Consider the following 23,861-nt stretch of genomic DNA (forward strand, 5'->3'; position numbering starts at 1 on the left):
CTTGCTTTGAACTTAATGGTCATGAAGAGAACAATTTTTACTTTTCTATTTCTGGTTAGCTTTTTACTAAGCGCCGCCCAACGGGTAAAATATAACTTCAACAGTGACTGGAAAGTATTAGTGGGAGATGCGAAAGAAGCGGCGGCTCCTTCCTTTAATGATGCCAGTTGGAAAAAGGTAACGCTGCCCTATGCCTGGAACGAAGATGATGCCTTTAAAAAGGACATCGTGGACCACCCCACAGGAATTGCCTGGTACCGCAAGCATTTTAAGCTACCCGCCTCGGCCAAGGGCCATAAGATATTCCTAGAATTTGAGGGCATCCGGCAGGCCGGTGAATTCTATCTGAACGGAAAGCCTATCGGGTTGCACGAGAACGGAGCCATGGCCTTTGGTTTTGACGTGACCGATGTAGCCAACTTCGGGAACGAGGAAAATGTGCTGGCCGCCCGTATTGACAATGACTGGAACTACCGAGAGAAGGCCACAAACTCAAAATTCCAGTGGGAGGACAAGAACTTCAACGCCAACTATGGCGGCATCAATAAAAACGTGTACCTGCACGTGCTGCCAAAGATTTACCAAACGCTGCCGTTGTATAGCAATCTGGGTACTACCGGGGTGTATGTGTACGCAGATGCTATCAATATTAAGGGAAAGTCGGCCATCCTTCATGCTGCTTCCCAAGTGAAGAACGAGAGCACCCAGCCGCAGCAGGTGGCCTATGAAGTCAGCGTGACAGATCTGAATAATAAATTGGTGAAAACCTTTACCGGGGAGAAGGTCACCCTAGCACCTGGCGAGACCAAAACCATCAAGGCTGCCGCCAAAGTCAATGGCCTGAATTTCTGGAGTTGGGGCTACGGGTACCTGTATGACGTGAAAACGGTACTTAAGGTAAACAATAAGCCCGTGGATGCGGTCACTACCAAAACCGGTTTCCGAAAAACCGCCTTCCAGGACGGCATGATTTACCTGAATGACCGGGTGATCATGGTGCATGGGTACGCGCAACGTACTTCCAATGAGTGGCCGGCCATCGGGCTTTCTGTTCCGGCCTGGCTGAGTGACTATAGTAACGGCCTGATGGTGGAAAGCGGGGGCAACCTGGTCCGTTGGATGCACATTGCCCCTTGGAAGCAGGACGTGGAAAGCTGTGACCGCGTGGGCCTCATGCAGGCCATGCCCGCCGGTGACGCCGAGAAAGATGTGGAAGGCGTACGCTGGGATCAGCGGAAGGCGCTCATGCGCGATGCCATTATCTATAACAGGAACAACCCAAGTATCATTTTTTACGAGTGCGGCAACGAGAGCATCAGCGAACCACATATGGCAGAAATGAAAGCCATCAGAGACCAGTATGATCCGCACGGCGGCCGGGCCATCGGTAGCCGTGAGATGTTAGACAGCAAGATTGCCGAATACGGCGGCGAAATGCTGTACACAAACAAAAGTGCCCGCGTTCCTATGTGGGCCATGGAATATTCCCGTGATGAAGGTTCCCGCAAGTACTGGGATGAGTTCACGCCCCCTTTCCACAAAGACGGTGATGGTCCCCTCCATAATGGGCAGAGCGCGGCCGCGTACAACCGCAACATGGAAAGCCATGCGGTGGAAAATGTGAAACGCTGGTTTGAGTTTTGGAACGAGCGGCCCGGAACCGGGAAACGGGTAAGCAGCGGCGGCGTGAACATTATCTGGTCAGAGACGAACACCCACCACCGAGGAGAGGAAAATTACCGACGCAGTGGGGAGGTAGACGCCCTCAGAATCAAAAAACAGAACTTCTTCGCCCACCAGGTCATGTGGGACGGCTGGGTGAATCCAGAGAAACACCGCCTGCACATTGTGGGCCATTGGAATTATGCGCCCGGCGTGAAGAAGGATATCGTGGTCATCTCTTCAGCAACTAAAGTAGAGCTGAAGGTGAACGGGAAGTCGCAGGGCTTTGGCACCAGGAGTGATGGGTTTCTCTTCACGTTCAAAGACGTTGCCTGGCAGGAGGGGACCATCAGCGCGGTAGGGTATGATGCTAATAACAAAGAAGTTTGTTCCTATGCCCTCAAAACGGTGGGTGCCCCTGTGGCCTTACGTTTGACCCCAATTAAAAGACCAACAGATTTTCTGGCCAATGGCCATGACCTGGCCTTGGTGGAAGTGGAAGTGGTAGATGCCCAGGGAAATCGTTGCCCCACCGCGTTGAACATGATTAGCTACACCTTAGACGGACCGGCGGAATGGCGGGGCGGCATGGCCATGGGGCCTGGTAATTATGTCATGGCCAAAAGTTTTCCGGTGGAAGGGGGCGTGAACCGGTTCTTGATCCGCTCTACCACTAAGGCTGGCAAGATCACCGTGCAGGCCAAAGCCGAAGGACTCAAAAGCGCCACCCTGGTGTTAACCACTAAACCCTTCAAGACCGAGAATGGCCTGGCAAAAGCCTTGCCGGCCGCCGGTCTTCCTTCCATCCTGGACCGGGGCCCAACTCCGGCCACGCCTTCTTACACCATGACCCGGACCCCAATCAAAGTGGTCAGCGCCACTGCCGGGGCCAATGCTGATAAAGCAGAAGCCAGCTTTGATGACAACGAGCTTTCTGACTGGGTGAATGATGGTAAACTGGCCACCGCCTGGATTGAGTATACCTTAGAACGGGAGGCAACGGTTAACGAGATAACCCTTAAACTGAATAATTTCCGATCACGTGTTTACCCGTTATTGATCACCGTAGACGGCAAAGAAGCCTTCAACGGGAGCACCCAAACCTCTTTGGGGTACCACACCATCAAATGCAAACCCCTCAAAGGAACCAAAGTAAGAATCCAATTGGCCGGTACAACGGCCACCAATGGGGCTAACTCCGGAGTGGAAGTGAATGGCAAAAAGCTAGACGATGGGGTGGCGCGGGATGATGCCAAAGCGAAAGGTACCATGAGTATCATTGAAGCCGAAATTTATGAGAGCCTTTCAACCGGGACTGAATCTGCATCAAAGTCAGGAGAATAGTTGTAAGGAGAAATTCCTAGCTCCGATATGGAGAAGTGCTCTGTCCTTTTGCCTGATGTTGCTTTACCTAAAGCTCATATTTCCCAACTAGATGGTACCTGACCAACAGCCTAAAAGCATCACCATAACGGGTGGTGCTTTTAGGCTGTTTGGAGTAATTATTGTGAAAAGAGGTCAGAAATCACGACAGGCGTTTTTATACTGAAGGTTGGTGCTTAACTGAAACTTTGCTGTGGAAGCATCTTCTGCCAGGTTCTTCTGAATAGCATACAATTCCCTGGAGAGAGATGATATTCGTGAAACTTCAAAGGGTCAAAATCCTTTACTTTACAAACTTGTTTAGCGTTTATTTCTAGAAAAAAGGTCGCTAAACAAGTACCCACATATTTTATGTTTAAGCTCCTTCCAATGAGAAAGACTTACTTTCTATTAACTCTATGCCTCTATCTGCTGCTATCAGGCCAAGTAGGTGCTCAGAATTCGGCGGCGCCATTAAAGCTGATCTCCTTTGTGCTCACCCCTAATGCCGCTGACTGGAAGTACAATGTGAACCAATCCGCTTCTGTACAGGTAATGGTGTTCAAGAATGATGTGCCTCTGGAGGGGGCGAGCATCAGCTATGAGTTTGGCCCTGAGATGCTGCCGGCAGAGAAAAGAGGAACCCTGAAACTGAAGCAGGGACAAGGAAAGATAGACATAGGAACCAGCAAGGAGCCAGGTTTTCGGCAATTGGTAGTCAAGACAGAGCACCAGGGCAAAACGTACAGCAGCCAGGTGAAAGTTGGTTTTTCACCGGAAAGAATAGCGCCTACCGTGACCCTGCCTCCTGACTTCACTTCTTTCTGGGAAGAGGCGAAAGCGGAGGCCGCCAAAGTGCCCATGGATGCGAAACTGACCTTTCTGCCTGAGCACTCCACCACCACGGTAGACGTGTACCTGGTCAACCTCCAGAATCACAAGAAAGGACAACGCTTGTATGGCTATCTTTGCAAACCGAAGGCTCCCGGCAACTACCCGGTTCTGTTCTCGCCACCGGGGGCAGGGGTGAAAGCCTCTAGTCCCAGCACCTTTTTCGCTGACCACGGCTTTATCAGTCTCAGCATTGAAATACATGGCATCTCTCCCCAGTTGGACAGTGACACCTATAAAAACATCAGCAACGCCTTCGGTGATTACATGTTCCATAAGCTGGATGACCGGGACAACTACTACTATAAAAGCGTTTACCTGGGCTGCGTGCGCTCCATAGACTACCTGTGCAGCCTCCCTGAGTTTGACGGGAAGAACGTGGTGGTTACCGGTGGCAGCCAGGGTGGGGCCTTGGCGATTGTCACGGCCGCCCTGGACAAGCGGGTAAAGGCACTCGCCTCTTTCTACCCAGCCTTGGCTGATATGACGGGGTATTTGCACGGCAGGGCCGGAGGGTGGCCCCACCTGTTGAGCGCCCGCTACGCGGCCGTCACCAACACCCCCGCCAAGCTCAGGACCATTGGCTATTATGACGTGGTTAATTTTGCCCGGCACGTCACCGTTCCCGGGTTCTACTCGTGGGGTTACAACGACAATACCTGTCCGCCCACCTCGGTGTATGCTGCGGTGAACGTTGTAAAGGCCCCAAAAACCCTGGCCATCACGCCTATCACCGGTCATTGGCGCTTTGAGGAAACAAACCAGGAATCCATGGAATGGCTGAAGCAGCAGTTGGTGAAGTAACCTATCCAAACTCCCGCGCATGAAAAGAGGCTGTTTTTTCTGAAACAGCTTCTTTTCATGAACCGGTTCTGTTCCTCAAAATCCTTCTACTTCACAGCCACATCCCACACTTTCGCCCGGTGCGATTTTCCGGCTGGTCCTTCTACCCATAGGGTGACCACATATAGGCCTGCTTTTTCATAGGTGTGGGTAGGGTGCTGGTTTGTGGACGTCTTCCCGTCGCCGAAATCCCATTTCCAGGAAGTGATGTTGCCTTCTGATTCATCTATAAAGGAAACCAAACGGCGGTCCATGTCCACTACTTTGAACGACCATTGGGCATTCAGCTTCTTTTTAAATTGGTCTTCCAGCGGCATAAGCCGGAAAGGCAGCAGGAAAGACGCATTCCCGTACATGGTGTGCTCTTTAGACAGGTTCCAGAAGGCGTGTTGTTTGCTGTTGACATCATCATAGTCCAGCACGGCCCAGGCAAGGCCCACGTTTTTGTTTTCCACTAGTTTCGTTTCTACGGCCCGGGAGGGGGCCTCTGCCCCGGCGTAGTCAAAAGGGGTGATCCAAAACTCCAGAATCAGTTTGCCTGCCTCGCCCGGCCTGAATTTGTAGTCATAGGCGAAGTTGGCATAGGGAAGGTCTTTGATCCAGGGTTGGCTGCCCCAAGCCAAGGCCCAGTCTTTCCCCTCTGCGGGGGTAAAGATGTGGTAGTTCTGGGCGTGCACTCCGTGGAAAGAGAAGTAAGCGTCCATGGGAGACAGGCTTTTGTTGGGGTGGAATCGGTCTATAAGAGGCCCACCCGACTGGTCTCCATCTACTACCACCTCAAAAATGTCGTTGTGCAGGTCTGGGTGCGTGAAGTCCCAGTAATTGTCATAGGCTTCATAGAGGAAGTACAGGCGGTTCAGGCCCTTCACCCACCCTACTTTCACCTTTACGTCCAGGTTCTTCGGGTCTGGCTTGGGGTTTTTGCCGGTATCATCTATCAACTGGTCCATGCCAACGGTATAGGACTCGGGCACCATGCTCCAATCTTCCTTGCTGCCATCAATGCGCGGTATCATGTTGGCTGGGAATTGGAAGATCTTATAACTGCGGTTTTCCTTCCCTTTTTCCTTTTCCTGGCCAAAACTGTTGGGGCTTCCCAGCAAAGCACACCCTAAGAAAAGAAAGCAGAACTTGACGGTAGAGGAAACAGACAGCATAGGAGAGAGGTACATTTTGTTAAGATATTTTGAAGGATAAACCTTTAGGTGAAAGTTTTGATCGTTCTGTTTAAGTGCCGTTTTTCAAGAATCAGCTCTAAAATAGAATCCAAAGGTTTTTTTAAGGAGCAGCACTATTCTTCAATCAGCACTCAGTATTCTAAATGCAGTATTCTCAATAAGGAATGAATAGATGGCGTGAAGAGTATCATAAAGGGCGAGGGGTACCCTGGGCTTATCCTTTCTATTCCTCCTTGTCATCTTGGAAAGATCTTGTGGGCGAACGGTAATGACCATCATATAAAGCTATCGCAGTTCGCTCTCAAGATCCTTTCAGGATGAAAATAAGGGAGAGTGGGGTTTTCATTACTTAATGGCTTGGCTACTTAATGAATGCTTCATAAGAGGATGTACCTTAAAGGTTGTTTAGGGGCCGTTTTCTGAAAATAGTCCTGAAACAAAAATGCTTGCCTACTCCTCATCTCCAGCTTCCTCCTCAGCTTCAGCTTTCTATCTTTATGGAAATGGGGTTGAACTTGGTGGGGTGCGCGGCTTCTCCCTTGAAGTTCTTTAGCTTGAGGCCGGTGACATCATGAGCTTCCAGGGCATGGCTGTAGTAGTCGGGTAGGTTTTTCCCCCACTTCACGGTGCAGTTTTTCAGGGTAACGCCATCGGCAAACCTGAGGTAAAAGCCCGGATTTCTATGAGGTTCTATGTCTGGGTAAGCGGTGGTGGGCCGGTTATCAAATAAACCACCTGGATAGCGCGTCCAGCGTTCAAAGGTGAGGTCCACGTTCTCAAAGGTCACGTTCTTGAGGCGGCTTTCTTTGGTGCCGTTGAGGCGCACACTGTTCTCAGCACGGCCTTTTACGTTTTTGACTTTCACATTCTCAATGACCCCAATCTTGCTTTGCGGGGTTCTGGGAATGGCGGTAAAGGAAATCGCTTCGCCCCGGCCCCACCAGGGCGCAGAGTGGTACCGTGACACAAAGGTGATGTCCTTGAATTCAATGTTGCGCACGTTCCCCTCATCGCGGAGCTGGATGGTAAGGCCCCGGCAACTGGTCTTGATCTCACACCGCTCAAACGTGACATTGTAGATATCCTGCGTGGTCTCCGTCCCGATTTTAACCCCGGAGTCCTGGGTTTCCAGGAGGCAGTCCCGGACGGTGATATTGGCAGAAGGCCCGAAATCCTCCTTCTGGCGGGTGGCTTTGATCACGATGGCGTCATCGCCGCACACGATGTGGCAATTGCGGATATCTACGTGGCGGCAGTGGTCTGGGTCAATGCCGTCACAGTTGGGTACATCCAGGTGGTTGCGGATTTTGATGTTGTCTACCAACACGTTTTCGCAACCCATCATGTGGAGGCTCCAGCTAGGCGCCTTGGCAATGGTGATATCCCTTACTTTCAGGTTATGGCAGGCAGTGAGGATGAAGAGCTTGGGGCGCCATTCCTTGGGAATCCACCACTCATTGGCCTCGTCAAAATGGGTCATGAACTCCAGGGCGCGGCCGTTGATGCTACCAGTGCCCGAGATGGTGAGATTATGGGCATCACGGGCTATAATGGCGGCGGATTGGGCGGTGTAATCGTTCTGGTTCGTGCTCACCAGCAGCTCGGCATCTCCTTCCAGGTGGAAATCTATGTTAGGTTTAAGGTCCAGGGTTCCTATCAGGTACTTGCGCCCCCCTTTCACCAACACCCGGGCGCCCTTTCCCGCCTTAGTGGCTTCATTGATGGCTTTCTGAATGGCTTCCGTGTCTGGGGTTTTCCCGTCGCCTACCGCTCCAAAATCCAATACATTAAACACCAGAGCACCCTTTTTTCTGCCTTGGGCTAAAAGAGAAACAGGACCCACCGCAATGCCCAAAGCAGAGAGGGCGACAATTTTTACACCCGTTTGCAAAGCTTGGCGTCGTTTCATAAGTGGTTTAAGGCTAGACATGGGTGGGCTGTTTAACGGAAGGATAAAAGAGAGCTACCCGGGCCGGTATAATTAGTGGCAGAAACTGTCAAACAAATCAGGGAAGCGCAGGCAGTGCTATCCTTTAAAAATAATCAACCAGTCAGGCATAAGTATCCTGCACTATCCGGTTGTTTGTCTCCCATTTAATGATTGGCTTTTGCTTCAAGGGCCCAAGGTGCAGCGCCTTACTTATACACCTGAAACCTGACCAGGAAACAGTTAGCCGTTTCAAGCCTGCTTTTCTAAAAGAACTCCTTAAATGACTTAGGCTACTAAAGGAATTACCAAAGAAGGGAAGCCCACAGGCTAGGGGAAATATAGGACTGATAGCGAAAGAAAAGATTCTTTACACTCCTAAAAAGGTTTACTAGGCTAGGTGCGCAGTACGTGAAGCATAGGTTTTTATAGAATAACTTTTAGGGTTTTTTCATGAAAAAGTTAGGGTGGGTCAGGACACAGCAGGATGCCCCCGCCGTTTTGGTTTGGTATACTTACTATGGTAAAAGGCATCTGATCCATGATTTCCTTTGAGAGGGAATGTTTAGCCTTGCTAGCGCCTGATCACCTTTTACAGAATCCCTTCGCTGATTGAAAACAGGGGTTTTTAAGATATGAGGCTTGTCCCATGAGGCAAGGTCCCACCCTTTGTATCTAAAGACGGAACCCTGAATCAGAGTATCCCTGAAGTTTCGGTTCATCCAGCACTCACATCCATTTCTTTATATCAACACAATCATGGACAGATTTTATTCTAGACGCATGGGCAAGGTCTTGCTTATGCTGATGCTTTGCCTGTTGCAGATAAGTGCGTTGGCACAATCTGCCGTGACGGGCAAGGTAACGGCCGCCGGCAGTGGTGAAGGGCTGCCGGGGGTAAGCGTGGTGGTGAAAGGCACCACCATTGGTACCGCTACGGCGGTAGATGGCAGTTACTCTATTGAGGCACCCGCTAACGGGACCTTGGTTTTCAGTTACATTGGCTACAACAGCCAGGAAGTGGCGGTGGGCAACCGGACGGTGGTCAATGTGCAATTGGCCACTGATACCAAAGCCTTGGACGAGGTGGTGGTAGTGGGCTATGGTACCCAGAAACGGGGCGATATAACCGGTGCTATCACCTCTGTGGGGGCCGAAGAATTCAATAAGGGGGTAGTGGTGAGCCCGCAGCAATTGATTCAAGGCAAAGCGGCTGGGGTGAATGTGACCCCCAGCAGCGGCAGGCCAGGTGGGGCCTCTACCATCAGGATCAGGGGAGGTACTTCTATCAGCGCCGGAAATGATCCTTTGTATGTGGTAGACGGGGTGCCCCTGCAATTGTCAAATGCGGCCCGGCAAAGCAACATAGGGGGGAGCGGTGGCCAGTTGATGATCTTCAACCAGGAACCCGTGAACCCGCTCAACTCCATCAACCCGTCTGACATTGAATCCATGGAGATCCTGAAAGATGCCTCTGCTACCGCTATTTACGGGTCCAGGGGAGCCAACGGGGTCATCATCATCACCACCAAGAAAGGCAAGCAAGGGTCTATCAGCACCAGCTATGACACCTATTTTGGGGTGTCTAAGGTAGCCAAGACCTTGGAGGTCTTGTCAGCCGATGAGTACCGCCAGTTCATGAAGGACAACAACATCACCAATTTCACAGACAAAGGAGCCAGCACAGATTGGCAGGATCAGATTTTCCGGACGGCGTATTCCCAGAATCATAACCTATCCGTGAGTGGTGGAACGGAAAACACCTTGTACCGGGCTTCGGTGGGGTACATCTCGCAACAGGGGATCATCATCTCCTCTGGTATAGATAATTTTACCGGTAGGGTGAACATCAACCACAAAGCCTTGAACGATAAATTGTCCATTGACCTGAACCTGGGCGGAGCAGTGGTAGAGGAAGACAACGCCCCTATCTCCAGTGCCCTGGGGGGCGAAGGCGGGAATATCCTGAAAGATGCCCTTCGGTTTAACCCTACCTACCCCGTGTATGATGAGAAAGGGAATTATTCCCAGATAAACCAGTTCATCATCAACCCAGTCTCTTACGCCGAGCAGATTGAGGACATGCGGACCACCAGAAGAAACCTGGGCAACATTTCTACTACTTACAACATATGGGGGCCGGTGAGTGTCAATGTAAACCTGGGCTACACTTATGAGAACATCAAAGGAAACGCCTACGTGCCCAGGGCCAACCCCTTAGGCCAGGGGTTGGGCGGATTAGCCAACGCCCAGGCCTCAGAACACTGGAGTAAGTTGTTAGAGACCACCCTGATCTTTAAAAAGGAGATCAATGCCAACAACCATATTGACGCCATTGGGGGGTATTCTTACCAGTATTTCGTAGATGAGGGCTACCGCACAAGGGTCTCCAACTTTGTTTCTGACGAATTCAAATACTACAACATTGGCGCCGCCAGCCAGAGAGACGCCATTACCTCTTACCAGGAAAGCAGTAAACTGATCTCTTTCTACGGCCGCGTGAACTACAACTTACTGGACCGGTACCTGGTTACCTTGACCGTACGGCGTGACGGGTCAAGCCGGTTTGGCGCAGACAACAAATGGGGCGTTTTTCCCTCTGGTTCCGTGGCCTGGAGAGTCTCCAATGAAAGCTTCTTCCCTAAAACGGACCTGGTAAGTGACCTGAAATTTAGGGTTAGCTACGGCATCACCGGTAACCAGGAAATCGGGAACCTGTTGTCTTTGCCCACTTTGGGGGCCACTTCCAGCACCTATAACATTGGAGGCAACGCGATCACCATTGTGTCACCGGAACGCTATGCGAACCCAGACCTGAAATGGGAGGAAACCGCCCAGTTCAACGTTGGGGCAGATTTCCAGTTCTTCAAAGGCCGGGTGTACGGCTCGCTTGACTACTACAAGAAGAACACCACTGACCTGTTGCTGAGCTTCAATATTCCTTCTCCCTCGGTGGTGACGACCCAATTAGCCAACGTGGGGGAAGTAGAGAACAAAGGGGTGGAGCTTGCCTTAGGCGGGTATGTTTTTGACAAAACGGACTTCCAATGGAAGGTGGATTTAAACTGGAGCGCCAACCGGAACGAGGTGATCAGCCTTTCCAACGAACAATGGAGCACCAAAATCCTGCAGAACTATGAGCTTTCAGGGTTTGGGTTTACCGGCATCAACAGCCAGGCCATCATTCCCGGCCAGCCCTTAGGAACGTTTTATGGTCCAAAATACATAGGTACCGAGAATGGGGTGGAACAGTATGAAGACGTGAGTGGGAACGGTCGGTTTTCTTTAACGGAAGATGTAACCATCATAGGAAACACCCAGCCTGACTTCACCTTTGGGGTCACCAACACCTTCAACTACAAGCGGTTTGATCTCTCATTCATGCTCAGAGGGTCTAAAGGGAATGACGTACTCAACAATACGGCCTTAGACCTGCAGCGGAAAAACATATTGCCTGGTCAGAATATCCTTAGGGCGGCCTTGGAAGATGAGGTAGGGTACAAAGGAGACGTAAGGTATTCTTCCAGATGGATTGAAGACGGCTCTTTCATCAGGCTTGATAACATGACGCTGGGCTACAATTTCAATACCGCCAAGGTGTCCATTTTGAAGAATGCCCGGGTGTATGTCACCGGCCAGAACCTCTTCCTGATCACCAACTACTCAGGGCTAGACCCTGAAGTGATTTCCAGCATCAGTGGCATTGGCGAATCTCCCAGAGGCATTGACTACATGACCTATCCCAGGGCTAGAACCTACATGGTAGGTGCCAGCATCACTTTTTAAGTAGCCTTCATTTTTTAAGACTTATCAGATGAAAACGTTTATATCAAAAAAGAAAAGTATCATCCTGGGGCTGTTGGTGGCTTTTTGCGGAAGTTGCACCGACCTGGATGAAGAGCTGTATGGAAGGGTGACACCAGAAAGCTTCTACCAGACCGACGTGGAAGTGTTGTCTGCTATGGCAGGCGTCTATAGTGCCATGTCTTTTGCCGGGAACGGAGGTAATGGGTGGCGGGTAATCCATTTAGGCACAGATGAGTTTCTAATTCCCTCCAGGTCAGACGGACGATGGGGGGACGGAGGCGTTTGGCTGGAGCTAGCCAACCACACCTGGACTCCGCAGAACAATAGAATTTTAAGTGCCTGGCGGGAAGTATTCACTGTGATTGGCAGAGCCAACGCTGTACTAGAGAACTTGGGAAACACCCCTAGAGAAGGATTGGAAGATGAAAAAGCAGAAATGAGGGCGGTTAGGGCATATGCTTATTTTTATGCCATGGACTTGTTTGGGAATGTTCCCCTTGTGACCCAATCCCGCATAGATCCTAAGAACCTCCCCAAAACAAATTCGCGGGCAGAAGTCTTTGATTTTGTGGTGAGCGAGCTAAATGCCGCCATTCCAAACTTGCCTTCTGTAGGAACAGGAAATAATAGAAACAACTATTACGGCCGCATAACCAAGGAGGCTGCCTACTCCATATTAGCCATCACCTATTTAAACGGACAGGTTTATACTGGGAAAAGTTCTTGGCAGGAATCCATTGCCGCCAGTGATATGGTCATAAACTCTGGGGGCTACAGCCTGCCTCTAAATTTCCTGGACAACTTTGTGGCGAACAATCATACCTCCCCGGAGTTCATTTATGCCATCACGGTAGACCCCGGTAGAAACGGAGGGGCGAACAACTTTGTGCTTAGGGGCACCCATGACTCCCATAGGTTCAAATACAACCTGCCTTTCACGCCCCAAAATGGCTTTACTGTGCTTGAAATGGCCTATGACCGCTATGAGGATCAGGATGTGCGCAAGAGCTTATTTCTTTTGGGCCCCCAAACGGACGCCAACGGAAGACCCCTTCCTAGAAATACTGGGGCAGGGCAGTTGGTATTAGTGCCTCACCAAAACATCACCAATTCGGCAGAAAACGAAGGCTACCGGTTGGTGAAGTGGCAGCCAGATCCGTCATGGGTGGGTCAGTCAGGGAATAATGACGTCGCCTTGATCCGGTTCGCGGAGATTCTGCTCACCAAAGCCGAGGCCTTGTTGCGATCAGGAGGCTCTGCCGCTGAAGCCTTACGCCTTGTGAACCGGGTGAGAACCAGAAGCAATGCTACGCCACTGGCTACCGTCACCCTTACTGACATCTATGACGAAAGGGCGCGGGAACTCATTTGGGAAGGTTCCAGAAGAAGGGATATGATACGGTTTGGCACCTTCCTGACCTGGGACTGGAGATTCAGGACCACCGATTCTCCCAAGTTCAGGGAGCTGTTTCCGGTGCCTATTATTGAATTGAATGCCAATCCCAACCTGACGCAGAACCCTGGTTATTAAGTTTCAGCTTCTTTTCAACTTGCTAGATATTCCCCATGCTAATGAACATCAATTCCATGAATAAAAGAAAAGCCCAAAGAATTCCTTCCCCTGTGAAACAGGGGATAGGCATTCTGTTAGCGTTTTTGGGCACCACAGGCGTGTCGGTGTCGGCCCAGGCCCAGGTAATTGGGGGCGTGGATTACTCAGACCGGGCACACGTAGACAAAACCTTTGACATGGCCGGCACTGATATCTTCGGGCAACGGTTCCCCTCTGAGAGCCTGACTATTCCAGACCCCGTCACCGGGGTGAAAATCACGGCGCTTACTACCTCCAGGCACAGCAGTTCCAAGATATACCAGGACCACCCCAACTGGACGGCAGACGGGAAATATATTGTCTTTACCTCTAACCGTAATACAGCAGCCGGCGGCAATGTTACGTTTGCGGCCAATGCTGGGGCTCCCCGCAGGGAAAGGCAGTTCTACGCCATTTCCATGGACACCCATGAAATTGTACAGGTGACCACCGGCGCCGGGGTGGGGGATCTCCTGCTGGGCCACAAAAGAAACGTGGCCTTCCGGATAAGGGACAACCAGGTGATAGAGCTGAACCTGGGTGAGCTGCTCAAAGACAGCGAAGCCGGCCAGGTGAAACCGCCCGGCAGCTATGAAAAAGTGGTGGCCACCATTCCCAGTGACCTTAAACCGGGTGGGTCTTGTCTGGATATCAATGATAAGCGGATCTTCTTCTCCACCAGAGTAGGGGAAGCGAATTCAGCCATCCACAGCATTGACCTGGACACGAAAAAGACGACCAAACTGGTGGAGGTGCCTTTCCGGACGGGCCACTTTCAGGCAAACCCTTTTGTCTCTGGCGAGATGATGTACTGCTGGGAAACCGGTGGTGATGCTCCGCAACGCATGTGGGTTTTAACGGTGGACAAGAACGGAAAGGCCACCAACCGCCCCGTGTACAAAGAGAAGGCAGATGAATGGGTCACGCACGAGGTATTTGCCGGGCCAGACCACATCCTTTTCAACGTGATGGGGCATATTGACCGGTTAAAAAAGAACCCCACGGGCATTGTCTTGCACAACATCCGCAACAATGAATCAAAGCTGCTGGGGCAGGCGAAAGAACTGGGAGGGTATTGGCACGCTGCCGGTACAAAAGACCTGAAATGGGCCGTGGGCGACTCTTTTGACGGCAACATTTACCGCCTGAACATAGACCAAGGCACCGCCACCTTATTAACCACCGGGCACCGGCCCAACACCAAAAGCCCGTTCTCCAGCCAGGCACACGCGCACCAATCCATCAGCCCAGACAGGAAATGGGTGCTTTTCAACTCCAGTATGTTAACTGAAAGTGACCTCATGATGGTGCCTCTGCACCCGGATGGCTTATCCCTTAAAAAGTAAGCCAGAAGGAGCGCTTTAGGTCTACTCCGAAGAGCAAATATCAAAGCCGGTGCAACCGAGGTTATTCTTGGTTCGCACCGGCTTTTTGGTTTGGAATTGGAAAAGACTGGGTAAGTTGGGGACGCACTATCCCTGCTAGAAGGAGTCTCTTTATTAGCAGTTAATTAAATGTCGTTTCTGTGAAACCAGCCCCTAAACAAACCTGAAGCCTAATCTATGGCGCAGGAGTTACTTCCTTGTCTTTCCCCAAAGTTCAGAAGGCACGGAAGAAGCTTCTGCGCCATAGGGTGGTAGGCAGTGAGGGACCATAGTTTGGGTTAGCACCAGAACGTTGCCTATAGTGGACAACAGGTGAGGCCTACGAACAAGAGCCTCCTTCCTGAAAGGTCAATGTCATACTTCAATTTTAGCTCTCTTTTCTAAAAACAAGGTAAAAACCTAAAGCAGCAAGGCCATTTTGTTTCCGGATCAAAACCCCACTTTAGCATCTCCTACTTCTTTTGCTGTACCACCACCTATAAGGGCTTTATCCTTATTTGGCAGAGTTGAAGTTTAACACATTTTCATGGATGTGCTATTTCCCGGTTGCTTTACCTGAGGCCACATTCTTTATCTGGACAACATTAATAGGGAGCTCTTTCTAGCCAAAAACAAAGTACCTAGCAACCCCAGGTAGAGGAGGGCATTTTTCATAGCAGTGTTCTTCCCCATGTAAAGCACCAGCGCGTTCATGGAGGAGGTGAGACGAAAAAGAAAGGTAGGGATAGGCAGAAGAGGGAGCTGGCCTTTTAGCCTACCGGGAGGAAAACTGGACAGAGCTATCGTTGATTTCGTATTTGCTTCCTTTGAGCAAGGTAATGACCTCAGCTCCGGCTAACAGCACCGGGCCGTACCCATGCGCGGCATACACATTGATGGGCCGGTAAAAGTAGAAGGCCGGATCAAAAGCCATGCCCGTTCCCACGCAGGTTCCTTCCACCTGGCCTTTGGCGTTGATTTTGGTGGCCACGGCGTTCCAGGCAAGTAGCACCATAGGGCCATACGCCTGTTTGTCAAGCCACCCTCTATTGATGCCGCGGGCAATGGAATACGCGTAAATGGCGGTGGCCGAGGTTTCCAGGTAGGAATTATTGCGGTCAAGGAGCTGGTGCCAGAAACCTTCCCCTGCCTGGTACGCCGCCAAGCCTTTCACGTGCGCCCGTAACTGATCCAGGACTTTAGGGTACCCGGGGTGGTTCTGGGGCAGCACGTCCAGCAATTCAACCAGGGTCATGACGGCCCAGCCATTGGCCCGGGCCCAGTGGAATTGCGGGTGGGGTTCCATGCCTTGTACCCAGCCGTGCATGTACACACCTTTCTCCTTGTTGAACATACGGTCAGAGAACTGCACCACCTGTTTCACCGCATCATCATAATAGCGCTGCTCACCGGTTAATTTTCCCATCTGGGCCAAAGCGGGTACGCTCATGAACAGGTCATCCAGCCAAAGGGTGTTCGGCAAAGGCCGGTTTCGGGCCAAGGTGCCATCGGCGAGCCGAAATTCTTTGTTACTGATATAGTCCAGGTAGTTGTTGATGAGGGGCCGAAGGTCTGACTTGACCACGTTGGCCCGCGAGGCTTTAATCATGGCGGCGGCCATGGCACCCGCATCATCCAGGGCGTGGGGCAGGAGAACCTGCCGCATAGGCGTTTCCAGTTTAGGGTTCTTCTGCAATTCCGTGCGGTAATAAGGTGCCAGATCAGCCAGGAAATTCAGCCGCTGGGTAGTGTAATTGGTAAAGCGCTGGTCACCGGTGGCCTCGCCGGCCAGCAACATGCCGGAATAGGTGACGCCCCACTCGTAGCTGGTGAGCCTAAAATCTCCTTGTTCAATGGCGGAATTTTCATTGAGCTTCTTGAGATCTGTTACCTGTTTGCCGGTTTTCTTGTCCACCACCCGGGCGGGGGTAGCGGCGTCCAGGTAGGAGTGGACCCGGTGCAGGACTTTGGTCACATCCTCTACTTTGGTAGTGCCATAGGGGGTAGGATAATCGGGCTGCATGGCATGGAGCGGCGTGTTGGTGTCAGATACCTTCTTAGGGGTAGTCTGGGCGTCCGCTGCGTGCCAGGAACCAAAAAAAGCCAGGGCCAGGAACGCTTTTCTGGCGTTGCCCCAGAGCCAAGCTTGCGGTTGGCGCGGGGCAGTAAAGGGTATGAAGGTTGCTTCAGGTCTCATGGTATGGATAGTTTTCGGTTACGGTTGTTTTTATCTCACCCTTTTGAAAACAGGCCATAAATGGCTGAAAGCAGGTGAGTTAGACAAAGTAGAAAGAAATTCAGACGAAGCTATCCTGTACTGTCCCGTAGGGAGGAAGGAGCGGCAAAAGTTAACTGTTCAGCGCTTGTTTTTTAGCTGGTGAGGAGGGAAAAGGCCTAAAAAAGGCCTCTTTTTGGAGAAAGAGGCCTTTTTTAGAAGAAAAGGGTTGGTTCTATTTGACCTGCACCTGGACCTCGGCCCCCAGCTGTCTGGCTAGGTCCAGCACGTAGTTCTGAAAAGAGGCGGCCTCTTTGAAGGCCTCGTTGCTCAGTTCCCATCCACCCACGGCGTAATAGGTCACGGGTTGGTTGTCCTGCACCTTCATCTTGGCAAAATACCCTTGGGCCAGCCTGCCCGAGACTGGGGCCTCCACAAAGCCTTGATAGGTGCTTTTGGGTAGGATCAGGGCCAGGCCTAAGAGCCATTCTTTGTTATAGGTTTCGCGGTCATGCGTGAGCAGTACCACCCATTTGTCGTCCACGTTGATTTCCTTCACCGGATCGGTCGGGTCCAGGTTGTTCATGCCAATGAGCAATAGCTCATCGCCCTGCAAGCCAGAAATTCTAGCGGTATTCTGGTAGGCATACATGCCGGGCCAGATGGCGGGGTTTTCCTCCACGGTGTACCGGCGGTTGGTGCCGTCCGGCCTCCAGGCGTGGTACTTCAGGTGCATGACCGAGCGCACGGGGCCTTCGGTGAGAATCTGGAAGCTGGTGCTTTCCACGTTGTTGATGGAGTCATTCACCGTCACCCCTAAGCGGTGAAAGTTATTGTTGATGAGGAGGGCAAGGCCCCCAATGCCCGCTGAGTTACCAACCGCCATGATGTCCCGGCCCCAATCGGCCATGACGTGGTAATTGTCCTCTACTGCCCCGGTAGCGCTAATGCCCACGGTTTCTGGAGACATATACGCCACCCGCTTCCCGAAGAGGTCTTTGGCGTTGCGGCCGTCAAAGTAATGCCGGAACCCAACTTTGTCATTTTCCCAGGAGGGGCCATCGGTTTGGTAGGGCTGGTAGCCGTAGCCAGGGCTTTTGGGTAATTGGTTCGCGTACAGAGTATCACTGGTCTTGGGCTGCACCGGCGTGTCTTTAGACGTGCGCTTGCCAAAACGAACACTGGTCTTGACGGGGTATGCGGGCTTGGTAGGCACCCAGGAAAGCGTCAGGGTCTGTTGGCCGGCAGCGGGAAGGTCTGTCACGAAAAACAGCTCATCCCACTTCTGGTCCCCGTCCAGGTCATCGGTCTGGGCCGCCACGGTGTCGCCGGACTGGGTTAACAAGACGGGGAATGCACCGGTGGCGGAGGGACTTTTGAGCTGGTCTCTCTTAATGGCAATGGCCTTGTCCTGCAAAGCAACCGAAGAACGGTTGGTGAGCACCACCTGCTGTGTGGAGACGCAGGAGACCAGGGAGCAGCTGAAGGAGAAGACCGAAAGTAGGAGGAGTTTTCTATCCATGGCAGATGGGAAGTCAATATAAAACGTAGGATTCCGGGTAGATTTCTGAAAAATAGGCTAAAAACGAATAAAACGTTTCCTTGGGGCGGAGCTTGCCTGGCCGGTGATAGTAGGTGCCCGGTTTCCGCTCCCTTTTTTTAACTCCAGCAAATGCCTACCCCAAATTCTCTTTAGGCAACGTTGCCTTGGGCCTAAAGGTAGCAAGGCAAAGGTCCTGGGCCATCCTGCCGTGCCCTGTTTTTCTGGGGGCAGTAAGGGGGTAGGCGCCGGAAATATTTTTCCTCCCCGGCCTGGCAGGATAGTGCAGGATAGGAAAAGAATTTAGGGTGCTTACTTTTAGAGGAATTGATCAAGCGTGTGATGGGTAGGTTCTTGAAGGATACGTTCTTCCGCCATTTTTTATGGATTTTCTGTCCAAGGAAAGCCAGGCACCAAAGGGAGGCGGTAGTTTAAGGACTTCTTTTAAAAAATCACAGCCGAAACATCTTTTTTGCACCAGTGTTTATACCAGATCCTATGCATGCATGTAGCTTCCCAGGCAAAGTCTTCCTTCTCTGTATAGGGCTCCTATACACCGGGCAGGCGCTGGCGCAAAGGCAGATGGAATACCTGGGCAGAGGGTTGGTAGCGGTGCCCATAGGATCAGGTTCCGTGTATGTGGGTTGGCGGTTTCTGGGAAACGAGCCCGAAAACCTGACCTTCAACTTATACCGGAAAACCGGGAGCAGCAAAGCCGTTAAGGTAAACCAAAGCCCAATTACCACTAGCACCAACTACCTAGACCCCAAGGCAGACCTGCGGCAACCCACCGCTTATTTTGTGCGGCCTGTATTGCAGGGCAAAGAGCAGGAAGCCTCAGAGCCGGTGAAGGTGTGGACCCAGCAGTATCTTTCTATCCCTTTGAAGACGCCCCAAGGCTACACGCCCAATGACGCCTCAGTAGGGGATCTGGATGGCGATGGGGAATACGAGATCATCTTGCACCAAACAGGGCAAGGCCGGGATACCCCCTCCAAGGGTTTCACCGACGAGCCCATCTTTCAGGCCTACAAGCTGGATGGTACGCTGCTCTGGACCATCAACCTGGGCAAGAACATCAGAGAAGGCGCGCATTATACCCAGTTCATCGTCATGGACATGGACGGAGACGGCAAGGCCGAATTCGCCTGCAAAACCGCCGACGGCACCATAGACGGCGCCGGCAAAGCCCTGGGTGATAAAGCCAAAGACTGGCGGGATGCTGACGGGAAAATACTTCAGGGCCCTGAATTCTTTACCGTGTTCAACGGCCAGACCGGAGCGGCCTTGGCCACGGCTGACTACCTTCCGGGGCGCGGAAACCTGGCGGGCTGGGGGGGCGTAGGCGGCAACGGCGGCAATGACGCTACCGGAAACCGCGTAGACCGCTTTGTGGCCGGCGCCGCTTATCTGGACGGGAAACTGCCTAGCGTGCTTATGTGCCGGGGCTACTACGGCCGCAGCGTCATTGCTGCCTGGGATTACCGCGGCGGCCAACTCACCTCGCGCTGGGTATTCGACTCCCAGGATGGAGAAAACCCTTATTCCGGCATGGGCAACCACGGTCTCAGCATAGCAGACGTGGACCAGGATGGCAAAGACGAGATCATTTACGGCGCCATGGTAGTGGACGACAACGGCCAGGGCTTGTTCACCACGGGCTTGCGCCACGGCGATGCCCTGCACGTGACAGAACTGGACCCTTCCCGGCCGGGATTGGAGGTGTTCGGAATTCATGAGAATGAGCATTCTACCTCAGGCCCGGGTGCTGCTTTGTATGACGCCAGAACCGGCGCCATCCTTTGGAGAGGACTAGAAGGGCAGGATGTAGGCAGAGGCGTGGCCGCTGACATTGACCCAACCAACCCAGGAGCAGAGATGTGGTTTTCAGGTTCCAACGGCTTGTTGAACCTAAAAGAACAAAAGATCGGCCCCAATCCACCTTCCACCAACTTCGTGATCTGGTGGGATGGGGACCTCACCCGGGAGCTTTTAGACGGCAACCACATTGACAAATACCGGGGCGGGCGCCTTGTCACGGCAGAAAACTGCGCCTCCAACAACGGCTCCAAATCTACCCCTGCATTAAGTGCCGACATCTTGGGAGATTGGCGCGAGGAAGTCATCTTCCGGACGAAGGATAACCAGGAACTGCGCATTATTACTACCACCATGCCCACCTCCCACCGGTTTCTTACCCTCATGCATGACCCCCAGTACCGGATGGCCATTGCCTGGCAGAATGTGGCCTATAACCAGCCTCCGCACCCAAGTTTCCATATAGGAGAAGGCATGCAGCCCATTAAACGTACCCCCATCACCATTGTCAAAAGGAAAAACAGCAACTAGAGAACCATGCACCTGAAAAAACTTTTTGCCTTTGCCTTTCTCCTTCTCCTGGCAGCAGGCCTTCTGGCTGGGTTCACCCAGAAAACCAAGCCAACGCTGTACATCATCGGCGATTCCACCGTCCGGAACACGGGTGACGGGTATGGGGGTTGGGGATCTTATATCGCGGAGCTGTTTGACACGACCAGGATCTCGGTGAGCAACCAGGCCATGGCCGGCCGAAGCACCCGCACCTTCCTCAAGGAAAAACGCTGGGACAAGGTGCTGGCTACGCTCAAGCCTGGTGATTTCGTGATCATGCAGTTCGGGCACAATGAAGGCAGCGTGCCAGACACCAGCAAAGCAGGTTACCGGGGCGTGTTGCGAGGCACCGGCGAAGAAACAAAGGAACTGATCTGGAAAGACGGGGAAAAAGAGGTGGTGCACACCTACGGCTGGTACCTGCGCAAATTTGTAAGGGAAGCCAAAGCCAAAGGAGCTACGCCCATTATTGCCTCCATGATTCCGCGCAACCAATGGAAAGAGGGCAAAGTGGTGCTGGCAAACCAGGATTTTGGGAAATGGGCGGCGGAAACCGCCCAGGCAGAGAATATCCTGTTTATTGACCTGAACAAAATCACCGCTGCTAAATACGACAAGCTGGGGCCAGAGCAGGTAAAAGCGCTTTTCCCCACTGACCACACACACACCAACCCCCAGGGCGCCCGAATCAATGCGGCCTCCGTGGTGGAAGGCTTGAAAATGAACAAAAAGCACCCTTTGGTAAAATACCTGAAGAAATCCTGAAAGCTTTTCTTCCCTCCCCACTAGTTGTCCTGCATACCGTGAATGCCCTATGAAAATACCTGTCCTGCCCCACCACCGTTTGAACAAGAGAAAACCTACTGGTTTTCTGCTTCTGCTATGCCTGACATTTGCTGTTTCCTGCGCGGTTTTGAAAACTTATGAGCCAAAGCCCACCCTCTTTCTCATTGGCGACTCTACTGTGAAGAACGGCCGGGGAGATGGCGGCGGGGGCTTGTGGGGCTGGGGCAGTTTCCTGGCCAACCATTTTGACACCACCAGGATTAAGGTGGAAAACCACGCCTTGGGCGGCACCAGCAGCCGCACCTTCCGCACCCAAGGCCATTGGGACAAGGTCTTGCCCAAAGTGAAAGCCGGTGACTTTGTCATGATCCAGTTCGGGCACAATGACAGCAGCCCCGTGAATGACACCCTTCGGGCCCGGGGTACTATCAAGAATAACAGCGAGGAAACGCAGGAGATTGACAACCTCATCACCAAGAAGCAGGAGGTGGTGCATTCGTATGGTTGGTACCTGCGGCAGTTCATCTCTGAGGTGCAGGCCAAGGGCGCCACGGCCATTGTTTTGTCGCCGGTGCCCAGAAATACCTGGAAAGACGGAAAGGCCAACCGCAACCGGCAGGACTACGGCCAATGGGCCGCCGAGGCCGCCGCCCAGATGAATGCGCCCTTCCTTGACCTGAACGGCATCATTGCTGACCGTTATGAGAAAGAAGGTGAGGCCAAGGTGAGAAGCACCTATTTTAACACCAAAGACCATACCCACACCATTGAGGCCGGGGCCCGGGTAAACGCCGCCGCCGTGGCAGAGGGAATCAGGCAGAACAAGAAGCTGGAGTTGAATAAGTACCTCCTGAAGCCGGGCAGAACCGCCCGCTTATAAGTATCTCCGGGGCTGCAAAGTGTGGATCTGTTTTGAGCCCGTTTTAGTTAAAGCAGCCTTGAAACGGCCTTTTGGCTTACCCTATTTTCTCCTCCTCAGCAAGGAGGCATTAAACAGGGGCTAGCAGAGTTTCACTCATAACATGTTTACAAGCAATTTTCATAAAAACACCCTCAAAATGACAAACCGAATAATCTTGCTGAGAAGCTTCTTCCTGTTCAGTTTTCTATTGCTCTTTAGCGTGGCCCAGGCCAAGCCAGGAAAATTGCCTAAAAAGAAAAAGATCCTCAAAACCCTGCGGCTCACCAACGACTACTTCATGCAGAAGTGGCCCGACCCAGGCAAGGAGATTGTCACCAATAAAACCCGGCCCAGCAACATCTGGACCCGCGGCATCTACTACATTGGCCTCATGGAACTGTACCGCACAGACCCGCAGCAGCGATACTATGATTACGCGGTAGATTGGGGGCAGAAACATAATTGGGGCTTGACAGGGGGTGATCATGTGCGTCATGCTGATTATCAGACCTGCGGCCAAACGTACATTGACCTGTATAAAATAGATCCGAAGCCAGAGCGCATTCGTTCTATCAAAGCCTCTATGGATAACATGGTGAACAGCACCAAGGTCAATGACTGGGATTGGATTGACGCCTTGATGATGGCGATGCCCTTGTACACCCAGTTAGCGCAGGTGTACCCGGAAAGTGCCGACAGCTACTACAAAAAAATGCACGAGATGTACCTGGCTACTAAAAACGAGATTGGCGGGGGGCTATACAACCAGGAGCACGGGCTGTGGTGGAGAGATAAAGATTTTGTGCCGCCGATGAAATCGCCGAACGGGAAAGATATCTACTGGTCCAGAGGAAACGGTTGGGTAGTAGCTGCGCTGGTGCGGGTGATGAGCATGCTGCCGAAAGACCATCCCAACTACCAGGAATACCAGAAGACGTACCTGGAAATGATGAAGGCACTCGTTCCGATTCAGCGGGAAGATGGCTTTTGGAACGTGAGCTTGCATGACCCGAATCATTTTGGCGGGAAAGAAACCTCTGGTACGGCGCTGTTTGTCTACGGCATGGCCTGGGGCGTGAACAATGGCCTCTTGGATAAAAAAATGTACACCCCCATCATAGCCAAAGCCTGGAATGCCATGACCAAAGATGCCGTTCACCCCAATGGATTCCTGGGCTACCTGCAAGGCACCGGCAAAGAACCAAAAGACGGGCAGCCGGTATCTTACACCAGCAAGCCAGATTTCGAGGATTATGGCCTGGGTTGTTTCCTGCTAGCCGGAACCGAAATCACGAAAATGAAATAGGCTTTGCCTTAAACAAGAACCAGAAAGCTATTATATAGGCTTTCTGGTTCTTGTTCTAATTACCCCTTACCCTTGGGTCTTTCCTGCTGTGGGACCCTTCCATTTTTAGGTTTGATTC

The 23,861-nt window shown here is 52.0% G+C and carries 13 protein-coding genes; 9 read left to right on the forward strand and 4 right to left on the reverse strand.

Annotated elements, in window-relative coordinates:
* Window positions 1-21 precede the first annotated feature (21 nt).
* Together FOE74_RS14550 and FOE74_RS14555 are read left to right on the forward strand one after the other, a co-directional pair.
* Window positions 22-3,006: a glycoside hydrolase family 2 protein gene (locus tag FOE74_RS14550; protein ID WP_149099359.1), complete on the forward strand. Its 2,985-nt coding sequence runs from the start codon at window positions 22-24 to the stop codon at window positions 3,004-3,006.
* Window positions 3,007-3,414: 408 nt separating this feature from the next.
* A complete protein-coding gene (locus tag FOE74_RS14555) occupies window positions 3,415-4,719 on the forward strand; it encodes an acetylxylan esterase (RefSeq protein ID WP_149099360.1) in 1,305 nt (434 codons plus the stop codon).
* 86 nt (window positions 4,720-4,805) lie between these two features.
* On the opposite strand, the gene FOE74_RS21635 is transcribed toward FOE74_RS14555, so the two are convergent.
* The gene (locus tag FOE74_RS21635) at window positions 4,806-5,930 is read right to left on the reverse strand and encodes a PKD domain-containing protein (protein WP_188686783.1); all 1,125 of its coding nucleotides are present in this window, start codon (window positions 5,928-5,930) and stop codon (window positions 4,806-4,808) included.
* Between the two features lie 487 nt (window positions 5,931-6,417).
* On the reverse strand, window positions 6,418-7,845 hold the full coding sequence (locus FOE74_RS14565; protein WP_149099361.1) for a glycoside hydrolase family 28 protein: 1,428 nt from the start codon (window positions 7,843-7,845) through the stop codon (window positions 6,418-6,420).
* Between the two features lie 777 nt (window positions 7,846-8,622).
* Here FOE74_RS14565 and FOE74_RS14570 point away from each other — a divergent pair.
* Genes FOE74_RS14570 through FOE74_RS14580 form a run of 3 tightly spaced genes read left to right on the forward strand, consistent with a single transcriptional unit; the run spans window position 8,623 to window position 14,607 of the window.
* Window positions 8,623-11,649, forward strand: coding sequence for a SusC/RagA family TonB-linked outer membrane protein (locus FOE74_RS14570; protein WP_149099362.1), 3,027 nt, complete (start codon window positions 8,623-8,625; stop codon window positions 11,647-11,649).
* Window positions 11,650-11,677: 28 nt separating this feature from the next.
* The gene (locus FOE74_RS14575) at window positions 11,678-13,201 is read left to right on the forward strand and encodes a RagB/SusD family nutrient uptake outer membrane protein (protein ID WP_149099363.1); all 1,524 of its coding nucleotides are present in this window, start codon (window positions 11,678-11,680) and stop codon (window positions 13,199-13,201) included.
* Between the two features lie 56 nt (window positions 13,202-13,257).
* Window positions 13,258-14,607: a PD40 domain-containing protein gene (locus tag FOE74_RS14580; RefSeq protein ID WP_149099364.1), complete on the forward strand. Its 1,350-nt coding sequence runs from the start codon at window positions 13,258-13,260 to the stop codon at window positions 14,605-14,607.
* Between the two features lie 793 nt (window positions 14,608-15,400).
* Here the strand turns inward: FOE74_RS14580 and FOE74_RS14585 are convergent.
* Together FOE74_RS14585 and FOE74_RS14590 are read right to left on the reverse strand one after the other, a co-directional pair.
* Window positions 15,401-16,822 (reverse strand): glycoside hydrolase family 88/105 protein, encoded by a 1,422-nt coding sequence (locus FOE74_RS14585; RefSeq protein WP_149099365.1) that lies wholly within the window; start codon window positions 16,820-16,822, stop codon window positions 15,401-15,403.
* A 253-nt stretch (window positions 16,823-17,075) separates the two neighbouring features.
* A complete protein-coding gene (locus FOE74_RS14590) occupies window positions 17,076-18,362 on the reverse strand; it encodes a DUF4861 domain-containing protein (protein ID WP_149099366.1) in 1,287 nt (428 codons plus the stop codon).
* A gap of 516 nt (window positions 18,363-18,878) precedes the next feature.
* On the opposite strand from FOE74_RS14590, the gene FOE74_RS14595 reads away from it, so the two are divergent.
* From FOE74_RS14595 to FOE74_RS14610, 4 genes are all read left to right on the forward strand, one after another.
* Entirely contained in the window at window positions 18,879-20,729 is a 1,851-nt protein-coding gene (locus FOE74_RS14595; protein WP_188686786.1) for a rhamnogalacturonan lyase, read from the forward strand.
* Window positions 20,730-20,735: 6 nt separating this feature from the next.
* The gene (locus FOE74_RS14600; protein WP_149099367.1) at window positions 20,736-21,515 is read left to right on the forward strand and encodes a rhamnogalacturonan acetylesterase; all 780 of its coding nucleotides are present in this window, start codon (window positions 20,736-20,738) and stop codon (window positions 21,513-21,515) included.
* 49 nt (window positions 21,516-21,564) lie between these two features.
* On the forward strand, window positions 21,565-22,416 hold the full coding sequence (locus FOE74_RS14605) for a rhamnogalacturonan acetylesterase (RefSeq protein ID WP_149099368.1): 852 nt from the start codon (window positions 21,565-21,567) through the stop codon (window positions 22,414-22,416).
* 178 nt (window positions 22,417-22,594) lie between these two features.
* Window positions 22,595-23,743, forward strand: coding sequence for a glycoside hydrolase family 88/105 protein (locus FOE74_RS14610; protein ID WP_149099369.1), 1,149 nt, complete (start codon window positions 22,595-22,597; stop codon window positions 23,741-23,743).
* Window positions 23,744-23,861: the final 118 nt, after the last annotated feature.

Origin of the sequence: Rufibacter glacialis (assembly GCF_008271745.1) — a bacterium.
In the GTDB taxonomy this organism is placed as follows: domain Bacteria; phylum Bacteroidota; class Bacteroidia; order Cytophagales; family Hymenobacteraceae; genus Nibribacter; species Nibribacter glacialis.

Excerpts from the sequence above, each read along its gene's own strand:
- FOE74_RS14555 (WP_149099360.1), top strand. The coding sequence starts at position 3,415 with ATGAGAAAGACTTACTTTCTATTAACTCTATGCCTCTATCTGCTGCTA.
- FOE74_RS14600 (WP_149099367.1), top strand. The coding sequence starts at position 20,736 with ATGCACCTGAAAAAACTTTTTGCCTTTGCCTTTCTCCTTCTCCTGGCA.
- FOE74_RS14585 (WP_149099365.1), bottom strand. The coding sequence starts at position 16,822 with ATGAGACCTGAAGCAACCTTCATACCCTTTACTGCCCCGCGCCAACCG.
- FOE74_RS14565 (WP_149099361.1), bottom strand. The coding sequence starts at position 7,845 with ATGAAACGACGCCAAGCTTTGCAAACGGGTGTAAAAATTGTCGCCCTC.
- FOE74_RS21635 (WP_188686783.1), bottom strand. The coding sequence starts at position 5,930 with ATGTACCTCTCTCCTATGCTGTCTGTTTCCTCTACCGTCAAGTTCTGC.
- FOE74_RS14550 (WP_149099359.1), top strand. The coding sequence starts at position 22 with ATGAAGAGAACAATTTTTACTTTTCTATTTCTGGTTAGCTTTTTACTA.
- FOE74_RS14575 (WP_149099363.1), top strand. The coding sequence starts at position 11,678 with ATGAAAACGTTTATATCAAAAAAGAAAAGTATCATCCTGGGGCTGTTG.
- FOE74_RS14570 (WP_149099362.1), top strand. The coding sequence starts at position 8,623 with ATGGACAGATTTTATTCTAGACGCATGGGCAAGGTCTTGCTTATGCTG.
- FOE74_RS14610 (WP_149099369.1), top strand. The coding sequence starts at position 22,595 with ATGACAAACCGAATAATCTTGCTGAGAAGCTTCTTCCTGTTCAGTTTT.
- FOE74_RS14595 (WP_188686786.1), top strand. The coding sequence starts at position 18,879 with ATGCATGCATGTAGCTTCCCAGGCAAAGTCTTCCTTCTCTGTATAGGG.
- FOE74_RS14605 (WP_149099368.1), top strand. The coding sequence starts at position 21,565 with ATGAAAATACCTGTCCTGCCCCACCACCGTTTGAACAAGAGAAAACCT.
- FOE74_RS14590 (WP_149099366.1), bottom strand. The coding sequence starts at position 18,362 with ATGGATAGAAAACTCCTCCTACTTTCGGTCTTCTCCTTCAGCTGCTCC.
- FOE74_RS14580 (WP_149099364.1), top strand. The coding sequence starts at position 13,258 with ATGAATAAAAGAAAAGCCCAAAGAATTCCTTCCCCTGTGAAACAGGGG.